This window comes from Pseudoalteromonas ardens (genome assembly GCF_030125445.1).
Classification (GTDB): Bacteria; Pseudomonadota; Gammaproteobacteria; order Enterobacterales; family Alteromonadaceae; genus Pseudoalteromonas; species Pseudoalteromonas ardens.
Genome location: NZ_JASJUV010000002.1, coordinates 281,571 through 300,900 on the forward strand (window position 1 = coordinate 281,571; position 19,330 = coordinate 300,900).

Below are 19,330 nucleotides of genomic sequence, written 5' to 3' on the forward strand. Positions count from 1 at the left end.
GATATAAAGACAGTAATAAGTAGCATTTCGGCATATGCATAGCGACCTTAAAGACACTTTCGAGCAATATTTTCAGATTGCCGAATCTAACCAGATTAACCTGTACCCTGTTGACGCCAACATGGTGCCCAAAAGTCAGGCTCAACTAGAAGCTGCCATTCCGCCTCTGTTCAGGCTCGCAAACGAAATTAATGAACTAGACCTAAATGCGCTTAGGCCACTGCGAAACCTGGGTGATATCGCCAGCGATTTGGCTGCGTATCTTCAAGCCCAGTCACGTAAAATCGACCTAATCATGAGTCATATTCTGGCCACGGAACAACCTGAGGATGAACTACTCAGATGTGACAGTTATGGTGGTGGTGGCATCACAGCCACACTTGAGCAAGACTACGACCTTGGCCAGGACTTCAGAACCAAAGTATTCTTACAACATGAAGCCAGCGCCATATTTTGTTATGCCCAGGTGATAGACAAAGAAACGCTTGATGCGGGCTTTCGTTATACCCTGGCCTTCACTCAAATTCGCGATAACGATCAGGAACTGTTAGTCCGCGCCAGCTTGCATGCCCAAACCCGGCAGTTAAAAAAGCGTCAGTCACCTGACGAAAATGAACAAAATAGCTGACAGCTAAGCTGTCAGTGCTAAACTAGTCGTCTACTATTTTTGATTGATTACACCATGAGTTTTACACTTTTACCCGAGTGGGCAACACAAGATGCCGTGATGCTTACCTGGCCACATCAAGATACTGATTGGGCAGACATATTACCCCAGGTTGAACCCGTTTATATCGCTTTGTGTCAGCAGATCTCTCAAGTTGAGAAGGTCGTTATCGTAGCGCATAATACCGAGCTCAAAGCACATATAGAACAAAAACTCACAGCAGCAGATGTCGACATGACACAAATTGTGTTCGTGGATGCCCCCAGTAACGATACCTGGGCGCGTGATCATGGACCACTGACTACGCAAGACGCGTCAGGTCGACTCTCTATAAAAGACTTCACCTTTAATGGTTGGGGTAACAAGTTTGCAGCTGAGCTTGATAATCAGGTTAATGCGCACCTGCACGCTCAGGTGATTAATCCCCAAAACCACTATGAAACTATTGACCTGGTGCTTGAAGGCGGTGGGATAGAAATCGACGAAGCAGGCACTTTGTTAACCACGTCTGAGTGCTTGCTTAACCCAAATCGTAATCCGCACCTGACTAAAACCGAGCTAGAGCAAAAACTGAGCGAAATTTTAGGTGCCAAACAGTTTCTCTGGGTAGACCATGGCTTCCTGGCCGGTGATGATACCGACAGTCACATTGATACGCTGGTCCGCTTTGCTCCTAATAATACGCTGGTGTACGTCAGCTGCGACGATCCAAAAGATGCGCATTATGCAGCCCTCAGTGCGATGGAGACACAACTGAAGTCATTCCGTACGCCACAAGGCCAGCCATATAACCTGATAGCCCTGCCCTGGCCTAAAGCCGTATTCAATGATGAAGGCGACCGTTTGCCGGCCACCTACGCAAATTATCTGATCATCAATGATACCGTTTTGATGCCGCTCTACGGCGATGACAACGACGCCCGCGCACTGACTCAATTGCAAAGCGCACACCCGGAGCGTACCGTCATTGGCATTGACTGCCTGCCTATTATTCATCAGTTTGGCAGCCTCCACTGTATCACAATGCAGCTACCCGCCGGATTTTTAAAACAGGACTAATTTTAATGAGTAACAACACGTTGAAAGTCGCACTGGTTCAGCACAGTAATAGCGCCGATTTACAAAACAACCTGGATAAGTCCATTGCCGGGATCCGCGATGCAGCGGCTCAGGGCGCGAAACTCGTGGTATTACAAGAGCTGCACCGCAGCCTGTATTTTTGTCAGACTGAAGACACCGACCTGTTTGACCTGGCTGAGACTATTCCGGGCCCAAGCACCGATGTATTTTGTCAGCTTGCCAAAGAGCTAAACCTGGTAATTGTCGCTTCGCTTTTCGAAAAACGTGCAACCGGCTTGTATCACAATACAGCAGTTGTCTTTGAAGCCGATGGCAGCATTGCCGGTCAGTATCGAAAAATGCACATTCCTGACGATCCGGGCTTTTATGAAAAATTCTATTTTACACCAGGCGACATGGGCTTTACGCCTATCCAAACCTCTGTAGGTAAACTGGGTGTATTGGTATGTTGGGATCAATGGTTCCCGGAAGGCGCGCGCTTAATGGCCATGGCCGGTGCTGATATGCTGATTTACCCAACTGCAATAGGTTGGGACCCTCGCGACGAGCAGGACGAACAAATTCGTCAGCGCGACGCCTGGATGATCGCACAACGCGCCCATGCCGTATCAAATGGCCTGCCCGTTTTAAGTGTTAACCGTGTTGGCCACGAAGCCGACCCAAGCGGCCAAAGTGAAGGGATCCAGTTCTGGGGTAACTCCTTTGTCGCGGGGCCACAGGGCGAGTTACTGGCACATGGCAGCGAATCTGAAGAACAACTTTTGGTGGTTGAACTTGATCAGAGCCGCAGTGAGTCCGTCAGACGCATTTGGCCATACCTGAGAGATCGTCGTATCGACCATTATCAGGACCTGTGCAAAATTTACCGGGATTAACCTATCCCAAAACGGCCTCGACATAGCGTCAGGCCGCTTTGCTTTATTATCGCTAAGCGCGAGTCGAATTACATTAAGTGCAATAAAAACAACATGCAGTAACAGGAGTATATGAATGGCAACAGCGCAGTGGAACAAACTTCCCTGGGTCAAATCACAAAAGGATAAAATCCATTGGGGCCAGCTGGTCGGTAGCAGTATGTCCATTGCCATCAGTGAAGGCGTCAGACAACATGATGCACTGGTTGTGGTGGTGACACCTGATACGCCAAGTGCATTGCGCCTGGAGACTGAATTAGGTTACTTACTGGGTGAGGACAAGGTTCATGTTTTCCCCGACTGGGAAACCTTACCCTACGATCACTTTTCACCCCATCAGGATATCATTTCGCAGCGCCTTGCCAGCCTGAATTCCCTGCGACATCAGCATCAGGGCGTATTATTACTGCCTGTGTCCACGTTAATGTTGCGTACTGCACCACCTGAATTTATTTATGGCAATGCCTTACAGTTTAAGGTCGGCGACTCACTGGATGCACAAAAGCTCAAAGAAACACTGGCTCAGGCCGGATACCGTAACGTACAGCAAGTGATGGAGCACGGCGAATTCGCTGTCAGAGGTTCTATCATCGACCTGTTTCCAATGGGCAGCACCACGCCATTCCGACTCGACTTTTTCGATGATGAACTAGACAGCATTCGACTCTTTGATATTGAGACGCAGCGCTCCAGCGAACAAATAAAGTCCATCGATTTATTACCCGCTCATGAGTTCCCAACCAACGACGAAGACATTGAACGTTTTCGTATTGCATATCGGGAAACCTTTGGTGCGAGCAGCGAACAAGATTCCATTTATATGCAGGTGACCCGAGGCAACTGGCCTGCCGGTATTGAGTATTACCTGCCGCTATTTTACGAAGAAATTGCAACCATTTTTGATTACCTGCCAGAACAAGCCGTGTTTATGCACCTGGGTGACATCGAACAGGCTGCCTCTGAGTTCTGGCTGGACGTCAATAATCGCTATGAGAACCGACGGGTTGACCCATTGCGCCCCCTGCTGGAGCCAGTGCGCCTTTATCAGAACGTCGAAACCCTGTTTGAAGGGTTTTCGCGTTACCCCAGAATTCGCCTGAGCGAAGCAAGCCTGGGCACCAAGGCCGGGCATACCAATCTCGGCGCCCAGCTGGTGACTGATGTCCGTGTTGACCACAAACAGACTGATCCCTACAAGCCACTGCTGGATTACATTACCGTACAGAAAAAGAATAAAGGCCGGGTGTTATTCAGTGTGGAGTCGGATGGTCGCCGCGAATCTCTGATGACCTTACTCAAGCCAAGTGGCCTGAAGCTCAAAGAGTTCGATAATTTTGCTAATTTCGCCAGTGCGCGCAACGATGTAGGTCTGATTGTCAGTCCGCTCGAGCGCTCTGTTATGCTCGATGGAGACAAGCCTCTAAGTATTCTGACTGAGCAAGAATTACTGGGTATTAAGGTATCACAGCGCCGTCGTCGTAAACACAAATACGATCAAGGCCAGGATGCACTTATACGCAACTTGGCAGAGCTCAAAGAAGGCCAGCCAATTGTCCACCTGGATCATGGAGTCGGTCGATACCTTGGCCTGCAAACCATTGATGCCGCTGGTGTTGCCACAGAGTTTGTGACCATCATCTATGCCAATGAGGCCAAGCTCTATGTGCCCGTATCTGCACTACACATGCTAAGCCGATATTCCGGGGGCGAAGAAGCCTCAGCTCCGTTGCATAAACTCGGCTCAGACGTCTGGGAAAAAGCCAAACGCCGCGCCGCCGAAAAAGTCCGGGATGTAGCCGCAGAGCTGTTGGACATCTACGCTAAACGTCAAAGCAAACCGGGTCATTTATTCAAACTCGACGGCCAGGCCTATCGCGAATTCAGCGATACCTTCCCGTTTGAAGAAACTGACGATCAACGTAACGCCATTGACGCCGTACTGGGAGATATGCAAACCCCTCTGGCAATGGACCGGCTGGTGTGTGGTGACGTTGGTTTTGGTAAAACGGAAGTGGCCATGCGAGCGGCCTTTGTGGCGATAAATGACAACAAACAAGTTGCCGTGCTGGTGCCTACCACCTTGCTGGCGCAGCAACACTATGAGAACTTCCGCGACCGCTTTGCCTCCTTGCCCATTGAGGTTGGCGTATTGTCCCGCTTTAACAGCACGAAAGAGCAAAAAGACACCTTGGACAAGCTTGAAAACGGCCAGCTTGATATTGTGATCGGCACCCACAAGCTGCTGCAACAGAGCATCAAGTATAAAGACCTGGGCTTATTGATTGTCGATGAAGAACACCGCTTCGGGGTAAGACAAAAAGAAAAGATCAAACAGCTGCGCGCCGATGTAGACATACTCACGCTCACAGCGACGCCCATTCCACGAACCCTAAATATGGCCATGAGTGGCATGCGTGATCTGTCTATTATTGCTACGCCACCCGCAAAACGCCTGGCAGTAAAGACCTTTGTGCAGGAGCGCAACGATGAGGTGATCCGCGAAGCCATCCTGCGGGAAATTAAACGGGGTGGTCAGGTATACTTCCTGCACAATAATGTCGAAACCATAGATAAAACGGCAGCCGACATTGCCGCACTGGTGCCTGAGGCCAGCATTGCCATTGCGCATGGTCAGATGCGCGAAAAAGAACTCGAACAACTGATGAGTGACTTTTATCATCAGAAACACAATGTGCTGGTATGTACCACCATCATAGAAACAGGTATAGATATTCCGTCAGCCAATACCATCATCATGGACCGTGCCGACAAGCTGGGTCTGGCACAGATGCACCAGTTACGTGGCCGGGTTGGTCGTAGCCACCATCAGGCTTATGCCTACCTGCTGACCCGCAACAGCCAGACGCTGACCAAAGATGCCGTGAAACGGCTTCAGGCCATTGAATCACTTGAAGACCTCGGCGCCGGTTTTGCCTTGGCGACGCACGATTTGGAGATCCGGGGCGCGGGTGAACTACTGGGTGACGAACAGAGCGGTCAGATTCAGACTGTGGGCTTTACCCTCTACATGGAAATGCTGGAGCAGGCTGTACAAGCGCTCAAAGACGGAAAAGAGCCGACCCTGGAGAATCTGTTACAACAGCAAAGCGATGTGGACCTGAAAATTCCAGCACTACTGCCCGATGACTATATCCATGATGTGAACATGCGCCTGAGCATGTACAAGCGCATTGCCAGCGCCAATGATGAAGACACGCAGGACGAGCTAAAAGTTGAGCTGATTGACCGCTTTGGATTACTACCGGATGCCGCGAAAAATCTCTTTAGCGTTCAACTTTTGAAATCAAAAGCGGCTAAACTGGGGATCACCAAAGTGGAAGCCAACCAAAAAGGCGGCTACTTTGAGTTCAGTGCCAGTACCACGGTTAACCCGACATTCATCATTGCTCTGATACAAAGCAACCCGACTGTGTACCGCATGGAAGGTGCCAGCAAATTGCGCTTTAATATCGAAGAGAAAAATGGTCAGGAACGTTTAAAACTGGTAAATGCAATGATTGACGACTTTCAGAAAAAGGCGGTGGCATGATAAGGACAGCCCTTTCCCTGACATTACTGAGCGCTGCGCTGCTGACCTCTGCTTCGGCCAGCGCAAAACGCTGGTATGAAGTTGAGCTGATTGCCTTCGCTCAGCAGGATAACGAGCAACTGCAAGAGGATTTTACAATTGAAAATCCCGAGCTGGATTTAAACCGAACACTGGACCTGCTCACTAAAGGCTACAACAGTGCCGGCCAGCAGGCTTGTCTCAATGGTGACAGTCGTTTTGATCCGCGCACTGTTACCAGCCGCTTTGTGCAGCAAGATGCGTCTTGGCACTGCGCCGATGGCGTAGACTATATGGCACAGTATCAACAACTGCCGCTGACGCCCCATGCAGAGCCACAGGACCATAAGCAAAACATTTACTTGCTCAACGAGGAGCAGCTTAAGTTTGACAGCGTGCTCAATAAGTTAAAAAAGAAAGGGCTGGAGCCAATTTTGCACACAGGCTGGCGCTTTCCCGACCAAAGTAAAAAGCGCGCACCAAACATACTCGTATATGGCGGACAAAAGTTCGAGCAACCCGCCAGCTATGTGGCCCGCTTAGGTGCCCCGGACGATGGCTTTATCAGCCTGCTGGGCGAACCTAAACAGGTTGCGCAAAAAGAACAAGATCCAACCCTGTGGCAGCTACAGGGTTGGATGAAAATCCACATACGTCATTATTTATATGTTACAAGTAACTTTGACTATCATTACAAAAGTGATGAAGGCGACCTACAAAGCGCCAGAATGTCTCAGTTTACCCGTGTATACAGCGGCGACATTCATTATTTAGATCATCCCAAAATGGGGATCATCTTCCAAATCAGAAAATACAGACACTGACGGACACTATTATGAAAAAAATTTTAACCCTGACTCTGCTCCTCGGCCTGGCCGCCTGCTCCAAAGTAAGCATGGAAAACTACGACAAAATCGAAGTGGGTATGGACAAAACTGAGCTGGAACAAATTCTGGGATCTGCAGATCAGTGCGAAGAAAAAACCCTGCACACTAACTGCACCTGGGGCAACGACAGTAAACACATTAAAGTGACTTTGGTATCGGATAAAGTCACGCTGTATAGCAAAAAAGGGCTGGAATAGGCGCTACTCGTTAGCTAATACACATTTGAGGTACCCGGCATCAAATCCGGGTATTTTCTTTTGCTATAGGTGCCAGCTAACGATCACTTAATATCACTAAACTCAACATACAAAAGTATCACGCTTAACTGGCAGCTCTCGATCTCGATACAACAGGCAACTGGCTTGTATAAAGCTCAAAAACACATACGCTCCCGCTGCCAACTTGCTGAAACCCACTCCTGCCGAGTAACCGCTGACAGGCGATATTTGCCTGATGTACCTTGCCAATGACCCGGGAAACCTTGCAACCAGGCACCAGCTTGTCCAGCACATTTAAAGCTGCACTGAGCACCTCTGAGGCCAGCCCCTGATGCCAAAATTTTGGTTCAAGCTCGATGCCGAGGTGAATATGTTTTGCCTTTACGTCACAGTCATATAGTCCAATAGTCCCTATAAACACACCCTCATGTTCAATGGCAAAGCGCCCGCCATATCCTTCATAAAAGTCGTCTAAATCGGCCTGTAACATTGCTCTGACTTCCTGCTGTGTCAGTTGCGTTCCGTAATCATTATACTGACTTACCAAAGGGTCATTTAACAGCGCCACCAGCGCCGGTACATCACGATAATTCACCGGCCTCAGCAGTAATCTGGGTGTTTTAATTTGCATGGGGTTCCATCATCTAAAAGCTTTCAATAAAGCCCTCTCTTTTACTCAGAATTAGTATAAACTATCGGACCTTAAGTAACAGCCGTCAGGAGTCGTTAAGATGAGCGAAGAGTATATTGTCATTCCCCCCACCACCAAAGTATGGTGCCCGGAAAAAGGCGAAGGCTGGACACTGACCGGGATCACCGGTATTGAAGAAAATACCTCAGTAATGTTCAGCGGCGTGCGCTACACCATTCCGGCACAGAAGATTGTAGAAGAACTACTGCCAAATTATCAGGCAAGAGAAAAGGAGCAAGGGTAATACCCCCTGCTCAACCCCGCGATGTTGACATTGAAAGTCTCGCTTCAGTCAGCTGGGGTTATTCACTCTGAATAAAGACTGATTCTCACCAACCTAATTTCAGAGCTGTCATATACAAGAGAATATTTCTCTTCCAGTATTTCCAAGCAAAAAGTGCCTATAATGTGATTTTCAACCGATAAAAAGCGTTCATAAAGCCTCGCCGATAACGCTTCCTGCCTGGGCCCTTCTCCCGCTTCTTCAACACCATATAGGATATCATCCGATGTATCCGATAGCCTTGCTTGGAGGGTGTCCGTTCCAAACCGATAACGTACCTGAGACAGTTTTACAAGGATTTGCATATACTGACGCGCACAAAGTTAAAACACTAAAAGACTAATAATTTTACGCATTAATGCTCTCATACATTGCCAGGAAAACACTCGGATTTTGATTTTCCCAAAGAGCCATAAACAGTGCCGACCAAAAGACAATGCTTAAAAACAGTATTTGCCTCATCATTACTTCTGGATTCATGGCGTGATCTCTCACCTATTGAATACGCTTTTAAAATATAAAAGGCTATTGGCCATTGGAAGTACTGCCATAATCAGGCCCGATAAAGCTCCACTCAGCAACCGGCACTTTCACTATCATCACGGAATCCTGTTTGAATTTTTTAGCATACAGAGATGCCAGTGTTTTGGCCTTTTTAACGCCTTGTTCGTCTACAATCACGGTCACGACTTTCGAGCGCTCTGGCTTACCTTTGTAGTAACCCACTGAGTCCACGACATTAAAGCCATCAAAGGTCTTCACTATCTCGCCATTTTGAAACGCCTGCCATTGCTCCAGCGAGACACCGCCGCCATCTGGCAATGACAGCCCAAAGAACAACCTGAGCCGATAGACCTCATCGGCGTAAGAAGGGAATGTACTTAGTAGTATAAGGATCAGCATGAAAAAGGAACAAAGCATCCTTATCATTATTCACTCCATCAAGTAAATTTATATTATCTCTATCAATGAGATATATCACTCAAAGCCCTGACTCGACAATAACTACCAAGCAAGAGGCTTATCTTCATTTTTCCAAAACAACCAGCGTCTACACTCTGTGTGCCCGCCAGTTCCTATTTCATATTCTTTTCGCTTGCCCGTATCCAACTCTATAATAGAGATATACCCAGCACAGGTAGAACAGACTAGCTTAGATTCGTCTGATGATAAATCAATGTCACCAATATTAGCACCGATATAATGCTGCCAATGTCGTTCACCGTTTTCACCAAACGCCCTCAAGTGACCATTTGCATCGCCAATTATAAATTCATTGTCCCTGTGAACGCCTGCGTATACTCTTGCTCCATCTTCGAGAATCGGTGTGTATTCATTATCTTCGTATGGTTCAGTTTTAAAATCGGGTAAGTGGCTTGTTGATAAGCCAATCGTAACGCCATTGTAGAAGTGACAAGAGTTCAAGGCGATCATGTCTGAGTGTTTACTAAAAATGGCATAGTGCGCGTATTCACTGAGATTCCCAATATCACCGATGAGGTTGTAATTTGCATCCAGAATTCTATGCGTACTGTTTTGCTCACCTATCGCAATAAACCTCCCATCTGGAGAAATAGCGCCATGCGCCATGCTCAAGTCCACGGTCAACTCACGATCTGGTAGCTCTGTTTGCATCCATTCGAACTGTCGAACTAAGTCTTCTTTTGTCGGTAACAAACGAACACTCTCATTATTACTTAAAACAAAAATGCCTTGTGAGCTTACAAATAACACCTTTTTACCATCTGGAAACGGGATCAACTGTGATGGCCTTGGTGGCGCATCAAAAGCTTTAACATCAAACTTATCTGGCACACTTTCAAGACCCGTTGGGTAGGAAAATGATGACACCTCCCGTCCCAGCCAACCTTCAGTCACCGAAACACCATTATCCTTACAATAGGCGAAAAACTTTTTATTCGGACTGCTACCGAAATAACTGATGCCCTCTATGAGTTTAACCGACAAGTCATCGATTTCTGCCACATACCCTTCTTCATGGAAGGCCCCAACTCTCGCGACAACCCGTCCGTCATCGAGAATGGCAACAACGGGAATGCTTTGACCATTTGATTCCAGTTCAGGGATCATGGGGCTATGAGCCAAAGGCCAATCTTCCCTTAGCTTAGTTACATCCCCTTTTTCATTAGCTTTCCTTATTTCTTTCAGCAAATGAGAAACTAACTTTTCCCGTCCGTTATCCTCAGGTACCGCACCTGCCTCTTCCCAGCCATCTTTCAGTCCTTTGTCTACATAAAGGTTTACCTTTTTCGCAAAGTCCAGAGTTTTTACTTTCCATTCTTTTTGGACACTTTTCTTAGTTCTAAATATATTTATCATTTCTAGTCAGTTTCGAACTTGCACCTAATTTCACAACAACAACACAAATAGCTCTCATCGTGAAGTCTTTTCAATTAAGCTTGCCCAGTTTAGAGCTATGATCATTAAATTAACGCAGTATCAACTTGTTCTCACCCAACCAATACTCAATACGTAGCGACTACCCTCAGCGATTCTGCTTACAGCATGAGGTTCTGTATCAGGTCTGAATAATTTAACCCTTGACCAGTTCAGCAAGGTATTCTGGCAGATGAATTCGCCGCCTTGTTTGGCATGTTTGAGGATAATATTGAGCCGGTAATGTTTACCGGTGGTGACCTGATCCACGTGCTGTTTGATTTCACTGCCCGCCGGGAAATGGATCAGGTAACAGTCGAATTTAATGGGCCAAATTGCACCGCCTAACAGCATTTTATCGTAGCCCGAGTCCTGTCTTCCTGGTTCCCAGCGCCATAATTTGTTCCACATAACCTGCACTCACATAATGTCCCGCGCAGAGCGTGTTGATAATACTGCGCTTAATCAATTTTAAAATTGTCCATAGTACGCTGTAGTGTATCACTGTTCAGTTTCATGTCATCAAAGAGTCGCTTTAACGCCTGCGAGGTCTTCAGTTCCTCATTTGCTGCATCTAATACTGCTGTGGTGTTACTGGAAATATCCTGTGCAACAACCGATTGCTGCTGCGCTGCCGTTGCGACTGAGGTCGTGAGTTGCTCCACATGAGTACTATGGTCACTCACCTGCATGGAGACCTGCCGGGTTTGTTCCACCTCACTCATGATATTGCTGGCCAACCCGGTATTTTCTTTAATAGCATTCACCACATTGCGACTAATGTCATTCAGGTTGCTGAGTAATGTCGAGATCTGCTCTGATGAGCCTTTACTGTTATTGGCAAGCCCCCTTACTTCATCAGCAACCACCGCGAAACCCCGACCATGCTCACCTGCTCTGGCCGCCTCAATAGCCGCATTAAGCGCTAACAGGTTAGTCTGATCGGCCACACTGCGGATAGAATCCAGGATGGTGTTGATCTCTTCCACCTGTTGCTCCATATTCAATGCCATTTCATTGACCTGCTCCATATTCTGCGACAGTACATGCATGGCATCCAGATTACGCTGATTGTCTTCAAGTAACTTTTTAGATTCATCGTTAAGCTGGTCACTGGCGTTTAACGTGTCTGATGCCGCTTTTGCGATGTCTTCGCTGGTTGCCGCCATTTGTTCAATGGCCGCAGCGATATTGGTGGCGAGACTCTGGGTGCGCTGCGCATCTTCAGTCACATGACCAGCGGCTTTTTCCATTTGATTACCAAGCTTAGTCCCTACATTAATGGACTTAGATAACCCCACCAGCAGATCCTTAAAGGCATACACTGTATTGTGAATAGACTCTGAGATTTTACCCAGCTCATCACTGGTTTTTAGCCTCACATCTAAGGTCAGGTCGCCATTGTTTGCGACTTTAGTCAAAATACCGGTTAACTCATTCAGCTCACTTCGCAACGAAGTAAACAAATGTGTATTGATCACTATGATAATAAGCATAAAAATCATGAACAACACAAACAACCAGGTCATTTGACTGATCAGATCTGCTTTATACGCCTCACTGATTTCACGCGTATGTGCCCACTGGCTGTCGAGTAAAGCTTTGACGTCCTTAATTTGCCCGGTCGCCTGCGAAAACCACTGTCCACTATTGGGCAGCTGTGTATAATCAATGTTATCACCCGTGGCAATGGCGGTGATCACTTTGTCAAGCGCCTGCGCACGGCTATCAGACATCAGCTGTTTATAGGTATTCAGCGTATCTCCTGACAGCGCCGTTTCTAACTGCTCTTTTAACAAAGTAAGTTGCAGCTGATAGTAAGCGAGGTCTCGTTTAACAGCGTCATTGGCAGATTGCCTCGCCAGCACCCCATTCACTTTGCCCCGTAATTGCCCTTTGCGCTCCTTGCTCTGCGCCATCAAAAATGCGATGGACAAGTTGGACGCCAGCTCCCGGTTTGTGACATAAGCCTGCATACGCATCGCGGTATTCAGAGCAAGTTGATTGACATGACTGTAATAATTAAATGCATTTTTGCCCTGCTGTTGATCCACCTGACGCCGCAATGCGCTCTTTTCTCTCAGCAGTGTAAACAAATTAGGTAGCCACTTTTGCACTTTGTCATCTTCTTTAAACGCACCATTGTACAAACCTTCCAGCGCAGCAACGGAAGCATCCGCTTTGATACGTTGCGCCGCAACAGCTTGTCGGGTTTGCCCGGTAGGATTGCCCAAAAAGCCAGCCGTGAGCCCACGCTCAACGGCGTGATGATGCGCCACCTTTTCCATTGCATCCAGTAACCCTATGTAAGCAATATCTTTCGAGGTTGCTTCAATATCTTGCCAATATTGGTAGACGACTTTGCTAAGCAGTATAAGAATAAAAATAAGTAAGGCAGCTGAGCTAATAATAGACAATTGAATTATAGAAAAGCGCTTAAGCAGATTCATGGTGTCTCCGGTATTCACTTAATGAACCCAATCAACTGCTTAATGACTGGATATCCTTATTGCTATTAAAGATAGTCAAAAATCTGCAAAGTCGACACTATCTGAGCTGCGACTATCGTAGGCATGTCTGCGCTTTGAAGGTACAGCTAATCATCCCAAGAGGCGACACACCTACTATTCGAGCAATATCACCCTGGGATAGGCTTCTGAAGAGCGTTCATGATAAATGTCGTCGAGATATCGAGCTAGTTCAGATTCATCCAGCTCGGGTGGGATCACGACATCATATACCCTGGCGCGCATACCCGTGTCAGAATCATTAAACAGCTGCCATTGTGCCTCAACCCGGCTTACTGACATACGTTTGCCAAATACATTAAACCTGAATGTCATCCGTACTCCTAAAAAATAAAACAAAGCATAACAAGCAGTTTTTACTATTTGGCCAGGAAAGTCGACAGGCTAGCTAAAAAGCTTTTCACTAAAGTGTGGGTTGGTGGTATTGATTGTCAATTTGGTGATTTGGGTCAGTTGCACTAGGCTGGCTTGGTCCCCCACACTCAGCTTTAAACACTCATTCTTCTGCGTATCACGGCACAAGTCCAGGGCCACGCCCGAGAGCTGTTCACCGCTACGCAGGTTGATAGTCACCGGATAGTGAAACAAGCAAACAATCTCAAAATAGTCGTAGTCACTACAACTGATCATACACTTATTCTCCTGTTTCAAGTTTGCCAATGACGATCCGGTTCACTGAGTGCTGTCGGAACAAGTTTGACGCCGTAATGACATCTTCAACTGACGCGTCTGGAGATATATACAACCAAACACTTTGAGTTGAGTCCTCAAAGCGTAACTTATCTATTAATTCACCAAGCTTGCGGCTCTCACTCTCAGCCAGAGGGTAACTGATCTTTTCATACCTAAAGTATATATGGCCACTCGCTAGCAATTGCACTTTAATCGCTCTGTCATGCGCACAACGGTAGTGGCAATGGTTGATTGCCTTTCCCTGAATAACAGGCACAACCTGAATGGGGGTTTCTCGAGGAATAACAAACAGTAGTAACAGCAGGGCCAAACTCAGACCCGCGTAACTCAGTATAGAAAATACCGAGTTATCGCTGCGGTGCTGTTGACGCAAGTGGGTCACGCATTTGCGCTGTGCTGAAGGCCCAATAAATCGAGCAAAGCACTGTGGATTTGCAATTTAGGTGTCCCTTCGCTGTACGGCGCTACTCCAAGCAAAGGTGCATTTAATCGTTGTTTTAAGGTCTCCAGGTTGGCTTCATATTCCTGCATGGCAGGATCTACCTGGTTGGCCACCCACCCTACGCAGTTCAAACCGGCTGCACTAATTGCTTGCTCAGTCAAAAATGCATGGTTCAGACAACCCAGTTTCATCCCAACAACCAGGATCACGGGCAATTGCTCCTGTTTAATCCAGTCGTACAAGAATTGGGTGTCGTTGATAGGTAACGCCCAGCCACCCGCGCCTTCAACAAGCGTATACTCTGCACCTAAGGTACTTAACTCACGATATTTTTCACTCAATGCCTCACAGCTAATGGTCACCCCGGCACGCTGCGCAGCGATATGTGGTGCAATAGGTGGCTCGAAACAAAATGGATTGATCTGCTCATATTTGCCGTGCACAGAAGCCGCTTCCATGAGACTCAGCGCATCTTCGTTCACAAGCTGGCCAAAGGCTTCTTCAGCGCCTGCTGCAAGCGGTTTAAAGCCGAGCGCTTTCTTGCCTCTTTGCGCCAATAACTTAAGCAGCAGCGAAGACACATGGGTTTTGCCCACTTCAGTGTCTGTACCAGTGATAAAGAATGCACTCATAATTTAGTTAGCTCCATTAAGGCGACCTGATAACTCAACTGTGCCCGACCATTCGTAAGCGGGTACCCAGCCAATAATTTACGATATTGTGCTTTTCCCAGCAAGCCGCGACGCTGGCCTTCATGCTGTAATTGATTGGCGCCAATCGCCTTTACTGATTTAAAGGCCGCCTGAGCCGTGCTAAAGGTTTCTTTCAGACACATCAATTCAGCATCATCAATGTCAAACCCTGCATCATCGGCGTATGTCAGTAGCGCATCAAATGGGGTAAAGCGATTAACATGACAGTGCGCGTCGACGCTTTGCCAGGCCTGCTGTATTTCATACAAAGAGCCGTCGGCTACAATACTCAAGTAGGCTTTCCCCCCGGACCTTAAAATCCGCTTTAGTTCTGTAAATAACGTAGCGTGATCCTGACTCCATTGAATCGCAAAATTACTAAAAATAGCATCAACGCAGTTATCCGCGAGCGGCAAACTGTCCATATCCGCACAAATTTTAAGTGCACCTTCAGGGCCTTGCCCTAACATACCAGCGCTCAAATCCAATGCTACTAATTGCGCACAACGCTGACTTAACGCGTCGTAATGCTGCATGGGACCTGCGCCTAAGTCTAATAGCCTGTTACATCGCTGAGTGATTTTCTTAAGTAAGATTTCTGCGGCCTGTTGCTGGACATTCGCATGCTGCACGTAAACCTGAGATGCACGCGAAAAACGCGAGGCAACCTGTGCTTTTACTGAAACACTCATATCGCCTCCTTAAGTGCATTGAGCAAGGTATCTATGTCTGCTGAGGTGTGTGCCGCCGTCAGCGTAATACGTAACCGGGCTGCATTTTGCGGTACTGTCGGTGGCCGGATGGCAGTCAACCATATTCCCTGCGCTTTCAATTGCTGTTGGGCTGCGAGCGCGTTATCTGCCGAGCCAAGCACGACAGGCTGTATGGCCGTTGTCGATGGTAGAACCGGAATACCCAGTTGCGCTGCCGTTTGGGTAAAATAGGCAATGTTATCTTTTAATACTGCTCTTTGTAAGCTGGCACTGCGTAACTTAGCAAACTGCTTAATTGCAATTTCTGTCAGCATTGGTGACATCGCCGTGGAGTAAATGTATTCGCGGCTAAATTGCAATAAATACTGCTGCACGCGCTGACTACATAACACCGCTGCGCCCTGACAAGCCATCGCTTTACCAAAGGTGATCACCAATAACTCCGGTTTAATACCACTGTCGATGCTGCCAAGCCCGTTATCACCCAGCACGCCCAGTGCGTGGGCATCGTCAACCATCAGCCAGGCATTGTGCGTCTTTGCAAGCTGAGCGATATCCACCAAAGGCGCGCAATCGCCGTCCATCGAGAATACACCTTCAGTCACGATCAGCTTGTTTTTTGCTTTAGACTTTTCCAGTCGCGCACGCAAATGAGTGATATCGTTGTGATTGAACCGCGTCAGCTTAGCCTGACTGTTTAATGCACCATCCAGCAAGCTGGCATGATTAAGCTTGTCCTGAAACAACTCAGATTCACGCCCCACAGCAGGATCGTTAAATAGCGCCTGAATCACGCTGGTATTCGCTGCAAAACCACTGGCGAACAGCAATGCCCTGTCGTAACCAAAAGCATCACACAATTGTGCCTCAAAAGCCGAGTGGACTGATTGAAACCCCGTCACCAGCGCCGAGCTGCGACTGCCAGGTTGTGCCGTCAGGCTCAGCGTTTCATCGGCCAAGGCAAGATAATCATTACTGGCAAAATTCAGGTAAGCTTCGCCGTCAACTTCGATTTCACGGGCTGACACTTTACCAACACACTGACGATGACGCAGTAAAGATGCCGCAGCCCGAGCTTGGAGGGCTGCATCGATGAACTCAAAAGCCATTTAGTTGGCTTCGTAGAACAATTCAGACGTTGCTTTATCTGCGATTGCAGAATTCAGAGACGCTTCATAGGCCTCGTCTGAGTAATCCTGACGTTTCTCCGGTTGCATGCCCAGCTTTTTAAGCAGGTTCATATCTGCATCAGCTTCCGGGTTTTCCGTGGTGAGTAGCTTGTCGCCATAGAAAATAGAGTTTGCACCAGCAAAGAAACACATAGACTGCATTTGCTCATTCATTGCTGTACGACCCGCAGATAAACGCACATAGCTGTACGGCATCATAATACGTGCAACCGCAATGGTGCGGACAAACTCAAAGTGGTCCAAATCATCAACGTCTTCAAGGGGGGTACCAGCCACTTTAACCAGCATGTTAATTGGCACACTTTCTGGTTGTTTAGGCAGATTCGCCAGCTGCATAAGCAGACCGTACCGGTCAGAGGCTTGCTCGCCCATACCCACAATCCCGCCCGAACAGACTTTCATACCTGCATCACGGACGTGGTCGAGTGTATCCAGGCGGTCCTGATAAGTACGTGTAGTAATGATCTGTTCATAATACTCAGGTGACGTGTCCAGGTTGTGGTTATAGTAATCTAAGCCTGCTTCTCTGAGCGCATGTGCTTTGTCATTATCCAGCTTACCCAGCGTCATACATGTCTCAAGGCCCAGCTCTCTGACTTCGCGCACCATCTTTTCGATGTAGGGCATGTCGCGATCTTTTGGATCAGACCAGGCAGCACCCATACAAAAACGCGTTGCGCCCTTTTCTTTGGCCACCTTGGCTTGCGCAACCACTTTTTCGACTTCCATCAGGCGTTCACGTTCCAGATCGGTTTTATAGTGGCCCGACTGAGGACAATATTTACAATCTTCAGGACAAGCGCCGGTTTTAATAGACAAGAGTGTAGAGATCTGTACTTCATTGGGATTAAAGTTTTTTCTGTGGATGCTCGCGGCATAAAACAACAGATCGTTGAATGGCATTTCAAATAGTGATTTAACTTCTTTATGCGTCCAATCGTGACGTACTGTGCCCAATTCCATAATTATTCTCTTCTTTTGACTGACATTTTTTAGTCAGTTGTTATGACGGTCATTGGCTTAGTCTACTTCTTGCTTTACCATTGTCAACACAGACCACTTAAGCAAGGTTTACAAGTGAGCAATAATAACGCAATTGATTTAGCCTTTGATAAAGCACATATCTGGCATCCCTATACCTCCATGCTGGATCCGCTGCCCGTTTATCCGGCCAGTCATACACAAGGCAATCGCATCCATCTGGAGACTGGCGAAGAATTAATTGATGGTATGGCATCCTGGTGGAGCGCTATTCATGGCTATAGTCACCCTGATATTGTGGCAGCAATCACTGAACAAGCAGGCAAGATGAGTCATGTGATGTTTGGCGGACTCACGCACGCTCCGGCTGTTGAGTTATGCAAAAAGCTGGTGGCAATGACGCCAGCACCACTTAAAAAGGTGTTTCTGGCTGACAGCGGCTCGGTCAGTGTTGAGGTGGCAATTAAAATGGCCCTGCAATACTGGCTAAGTAAAGGGCATACGCGCAAAACTAAACTCATGACTGCCCAAAAAGGGTATCATGGTGATACCTTTGCCGCCATGAGCGTGTGCGATCCAGTCAATTCCATGCACAGTATGTATCAGGGTTTCCTTCCGGAGCATATTTTCGTACCCGCACCATCCGGGCGCTTCAATGAGCAAGCCTGCGAAGAAGAGTTACAGCAACTCGAAGCGTCATTTGAGACGCATCATCAGGATGTTGCGGCATTTATCATTGAGCCAATAGTGCAAAACGCCGGTGGCATGAACTTCTACCACCCGGACTATCTGAAAAAGCTCCGTTCACTGTGCGATAAGTATGACGTTTTGCTGATCCTTGATGAAATAGCCACAGGCTTTGGCCGCACCGGAAAGTTATTCGCCTGTGAGCACGCTGACATCAGTCCAGATATCCTTTGTCTGGGCAAAGCTCTAACCGGGGGCACAATGACACTCTCTGCAACGCTTACCACTGATGAAATAGCCGTTGGGATCAGCCAGGGCGAAGCCAAAGTACTGATGCACGGCCCTACTTTTATGGGCAACCCACTGGCCTGCGCTGCCGCTAATGCCAGTCTGTCACTATTGCAAAGCAATGTATGGCAGCAGCAAGTGCAGCGTCTGGAGCAAAGTTTACGGATGCTTGAACAGTGTAAAGCGCTGGATGCCGTGCAGGATGTCAGAGTGCTCGGTGCAATTGGAGTTGTTGAATTAAACCGTACAATTGACGTGGCGAAAATACAGCGTTTCTTTATCGAAAAAGGCATATGGATCCGCCCGTTTGGCAAACTCATTTACCTCATGCCCCCCTATATCACATCGGATGAAGATATTGCACACCTGGCAAAAGGCATCTATCAGGCCATCGAACAGGATGCGTATTAA

Annotated in this window: 20 protein-coding genes; 8 read left to right on the forward strand and 12 right to left on the reverse strand. The window is 47.6% G+C overall.

Going from position 1 to position 19,330, the window contains the following annotated elements; all coding sequences use genetic code 11:
• Positions 1–34: 34 nt before the first annotated feature.
• The 6 genes from QNM19_RS06245 (at position 35) to QNM19_RS06270 (ending at position 7,313) form a co-directional block, all read left to right on the forward strand.
• The gene (locus tag QNM19_RS06245; RefSeq protein ID WP_049866212.1) at positions 35–628 is read left to right on the forward strand and encodes a PilZ domain-containing protein; all 594 of its coding nucleotides are present in this window, start codon (positions 35–37) and stop codon (positions 626–628) included.
• 54 nt (positions 629–682) lie between these two features.
• Entirely contained in the window at positions 683–1,726 is a 1,044-nt protein-coding gene (locus QNM19_RS06250) for an agmatine deiminase family protein (RefSeq protein WP_284026486.1), read from the forward strand.
• A 5-nt stretch (positions 1,727–1,731) separates the two neighbouring features.
• On the forward strand, positions 1,732–2,622 hold the full coding sequence (locus QNM19_RS06255; protein WP_049866211.1) for a carbon-nitrogen hydrolase: 891 nt from the start codon (positions 1,732–1,734) through the stop codon (positions 2,620–2,622).
• 115 nt (positions 2,623–2,737) lie between these two features.
• The gene (gene mfd, locus QNM19_RS06260) at positions 2,738–6,211 is read left to right on the forward strand and encodes a transcription-repair coupling factor (protein WP_284026487.1); all 3,474 of its coding nucleotides are present in this window, start codon (positions 2,738–2,740) and stop codon (positions 6,209–6,211) included.
• A complete protein-coding gene (locus tag QNM19_RS06265; RefSeq protein ID WP_049865996.1) occupies positions 6,208–7,053 on the forward strand; it encodes a CsiV family protein in 846 nt (281 codons plus the stop codon). Before mfd ends, QNM19_RS06265 begins: the two co-directional genes overlap by 4 nt.
• An 11-nt stretch (positions 7,054–7,064) precedes the next feature.
• Entirely contained in the window at positions 7,065–7,313 is a 249-nt protein-coding gene (locus tag QNM19_RS06270) for a hypothetical protein (RefSeq protein ID WP_010384588.1), read from the forward strand.
• A gap of 124 nt (positions 7,314–7,437) precedes the next feature.
• Here QNM19_RS06270 and QNM19_RS06275 read toward each other — a convergent pair whose 3' ends face one another.
• Positions 7,438–7,965 (reverse strand): GNAT family N-acetyltransferase, encoded by a 528-nt coding sequence (locus QNM19_RS06275; protein WP_049865995.1) that lies wholly within the window; start codon positions 7,963–7,965, stop codon positions 7,438–7,440.
• Positions 7,966–8,065: 100 nt separating this feature from the next.
• Between QNM19_RS06275 and QNM19_RS06280 the strand changes: the two genes are divergently transcribed.
• Positions 8,066–8,269 (forward strand): hypothetical protein, encoded by a 204-nt coding sequence (locus QNM19_RS06280; RefSeq protein WP_049865994.1) that lies wholly within the window; start codon positions 8,066–8,068, stop codon positions 8,267–8,269.
• A gap of 564 nt (positions 8,270–8,833) precedes the next feature.
• On the opposite strand, the gene QNM19_RS06285 is transcribed toward QNM19_RS06280, so the two are convergent.
• From QNM19_RS06285 to bioB, 11 genes are all read right to left on the reverse strand, one after another.
• Positions 8,834–9,238: a DUF3574 domain-containing protein gene (locus QNM19_RS06285; protein WP_082225570.1), complete on the reverse strand. Its 405-nt coding sequence runs from the start codon at positions 9,236–9,238 to the stop codon at positions 8,834–8,836.
• A gap of 75 nt (positions 9,239–9,313) precedes the next feature.
• Positions 9,314–10,648: a hypothetical protein gene (locus tag QNM19_RS06290; RefSeq protein WP_049865992.1), complete on the reverse strand. Its 1,335-nt coding sequence runs from the start codon at positions 10,646–10,648 to the stop codon at positions 9,314–9,316.
• Positions 10,649–10,768: 120 nt separating this feature from the next.
• Complete coding sequence (locus QNM19_RS06295; protein WP_284026488.1) at positions 10,769–11,116, reverse strand: 2OG-Fe(II) oxygenase; 348 nt, start codon at positions 11,114–11,116, stop codon at positions 10,769–10,771.
• 50 nt (positions 11,117–11,166) lie between these two features.
• On the reverse strand, positions 11,167–13,155 hold the full coding sequence (locus QNM19_RS06300; RefSeq protein WP_284026489.1) for a methyl-accepting chemotaxis protein: 1,989 nt from the start codon (positions 13,153–13,155) through the stop codon (positions 11,167–11,169).
• A gap of 174 nt (positions 13,156–13,329) precedes the next feature.
• Positions 13,330–13,548, reverse strand: coding sequence for a DUF7661 family protein (locus QNM19_RS06305; protein WP_049865946.1), 219 nt, complete (start codon positions 13,546–13,548; stop codon positions 13,330–13,332).
• Between the two features lie 69 nt (positions 13,549–13,617).
• Positions 13,618–13,863 carry a Rho-binding antiterminator gene (locus tag QNM19_RS06310; protein WP_049865945.1) on the reverse strand — a complete coding sequence of 82 codons (246 nt, stop codon included), beginning with the start codon at positions 13,861–13,863 and terminating at the stop codon, positions 13,618–13,620.
• A gap of 4 nt (positions 13,864–13,867) precedes the next feature.
• Complete coding sequence (locus QNM19_RS06315) at positions 13,868–14,299, reverse strand: hypothetical protein (RefSeq protein WP_156202433.1); 432 nt, start codon at positions 14,297–14,299, stop codon at positions 13,868–13,870.
• 5 nt (positions 14,300–14,304) lie between these two features.
• On the reverse strand, positions 14,305–15,000 hold the full coding sequence (bioD, locus tag QNM19_RS06320) for a dethiobiotin synthase (RefSeq protein WP_049865943.1): 696 nt from the start codon (positions 14,998–15,000) through the stop codon (positions 14,305–14,307).
• A complete protein-coding gene (locus QNM19_RS06325) occupies positions 14,997–15,752 on the reverse strand; it encodes a methyltransferase domain-containing protein (RefSeq protein WP_049865942.1) in 756 nt (251 codons plus the stop codon). Before QNM19_RS06325 ends, bioD begins: the two co-directional genes overlap by 4 nt.
• Positions 15,749–16,882 (reverse strand): aminotransferase class I/II-fold pyridoxal phosphate-dependent enzyme, encoded by a 1,134-nt coding sequence (locus QNM19_RS06330; RefSeq protein ID WP_049865941.1) that lies wholly within the window; start codon positions 16,880–16,882, stop codon positions 15,749–15,751. Before QNM19_RS06330 ends, QNM19_RS06325 begins: the two co-directional genes overlap by 4 nt.
• On the reverse strand, positions 16,883–17,926 hold the full coding sequence (gene bioB / locus QNM19_RS06335; RefSeq protein WP_049865940.1) for a biotin synthase BioB: 1,044 nt from the start codon (positions 17,924–17,926) through the stop codon (positions 16,883–16,885).
• Between the two features lie 114 nt (positions 17,927–18,040).
• On the opposite strand from bioB, the gene bioA reads away from it, so the two are divergent.
• Positions 18,041–19,330, forward strand: a complete 1,290-nt coding sequence (bioA, locus tag QNM19_RS06340) for an adenosylmethionine--8-amino-7-oxononanoate transaminase (RefSeq protein WP_049865939.1) — start codon at positions 18,041–18,043, stop codon at positions 19,328–19,330.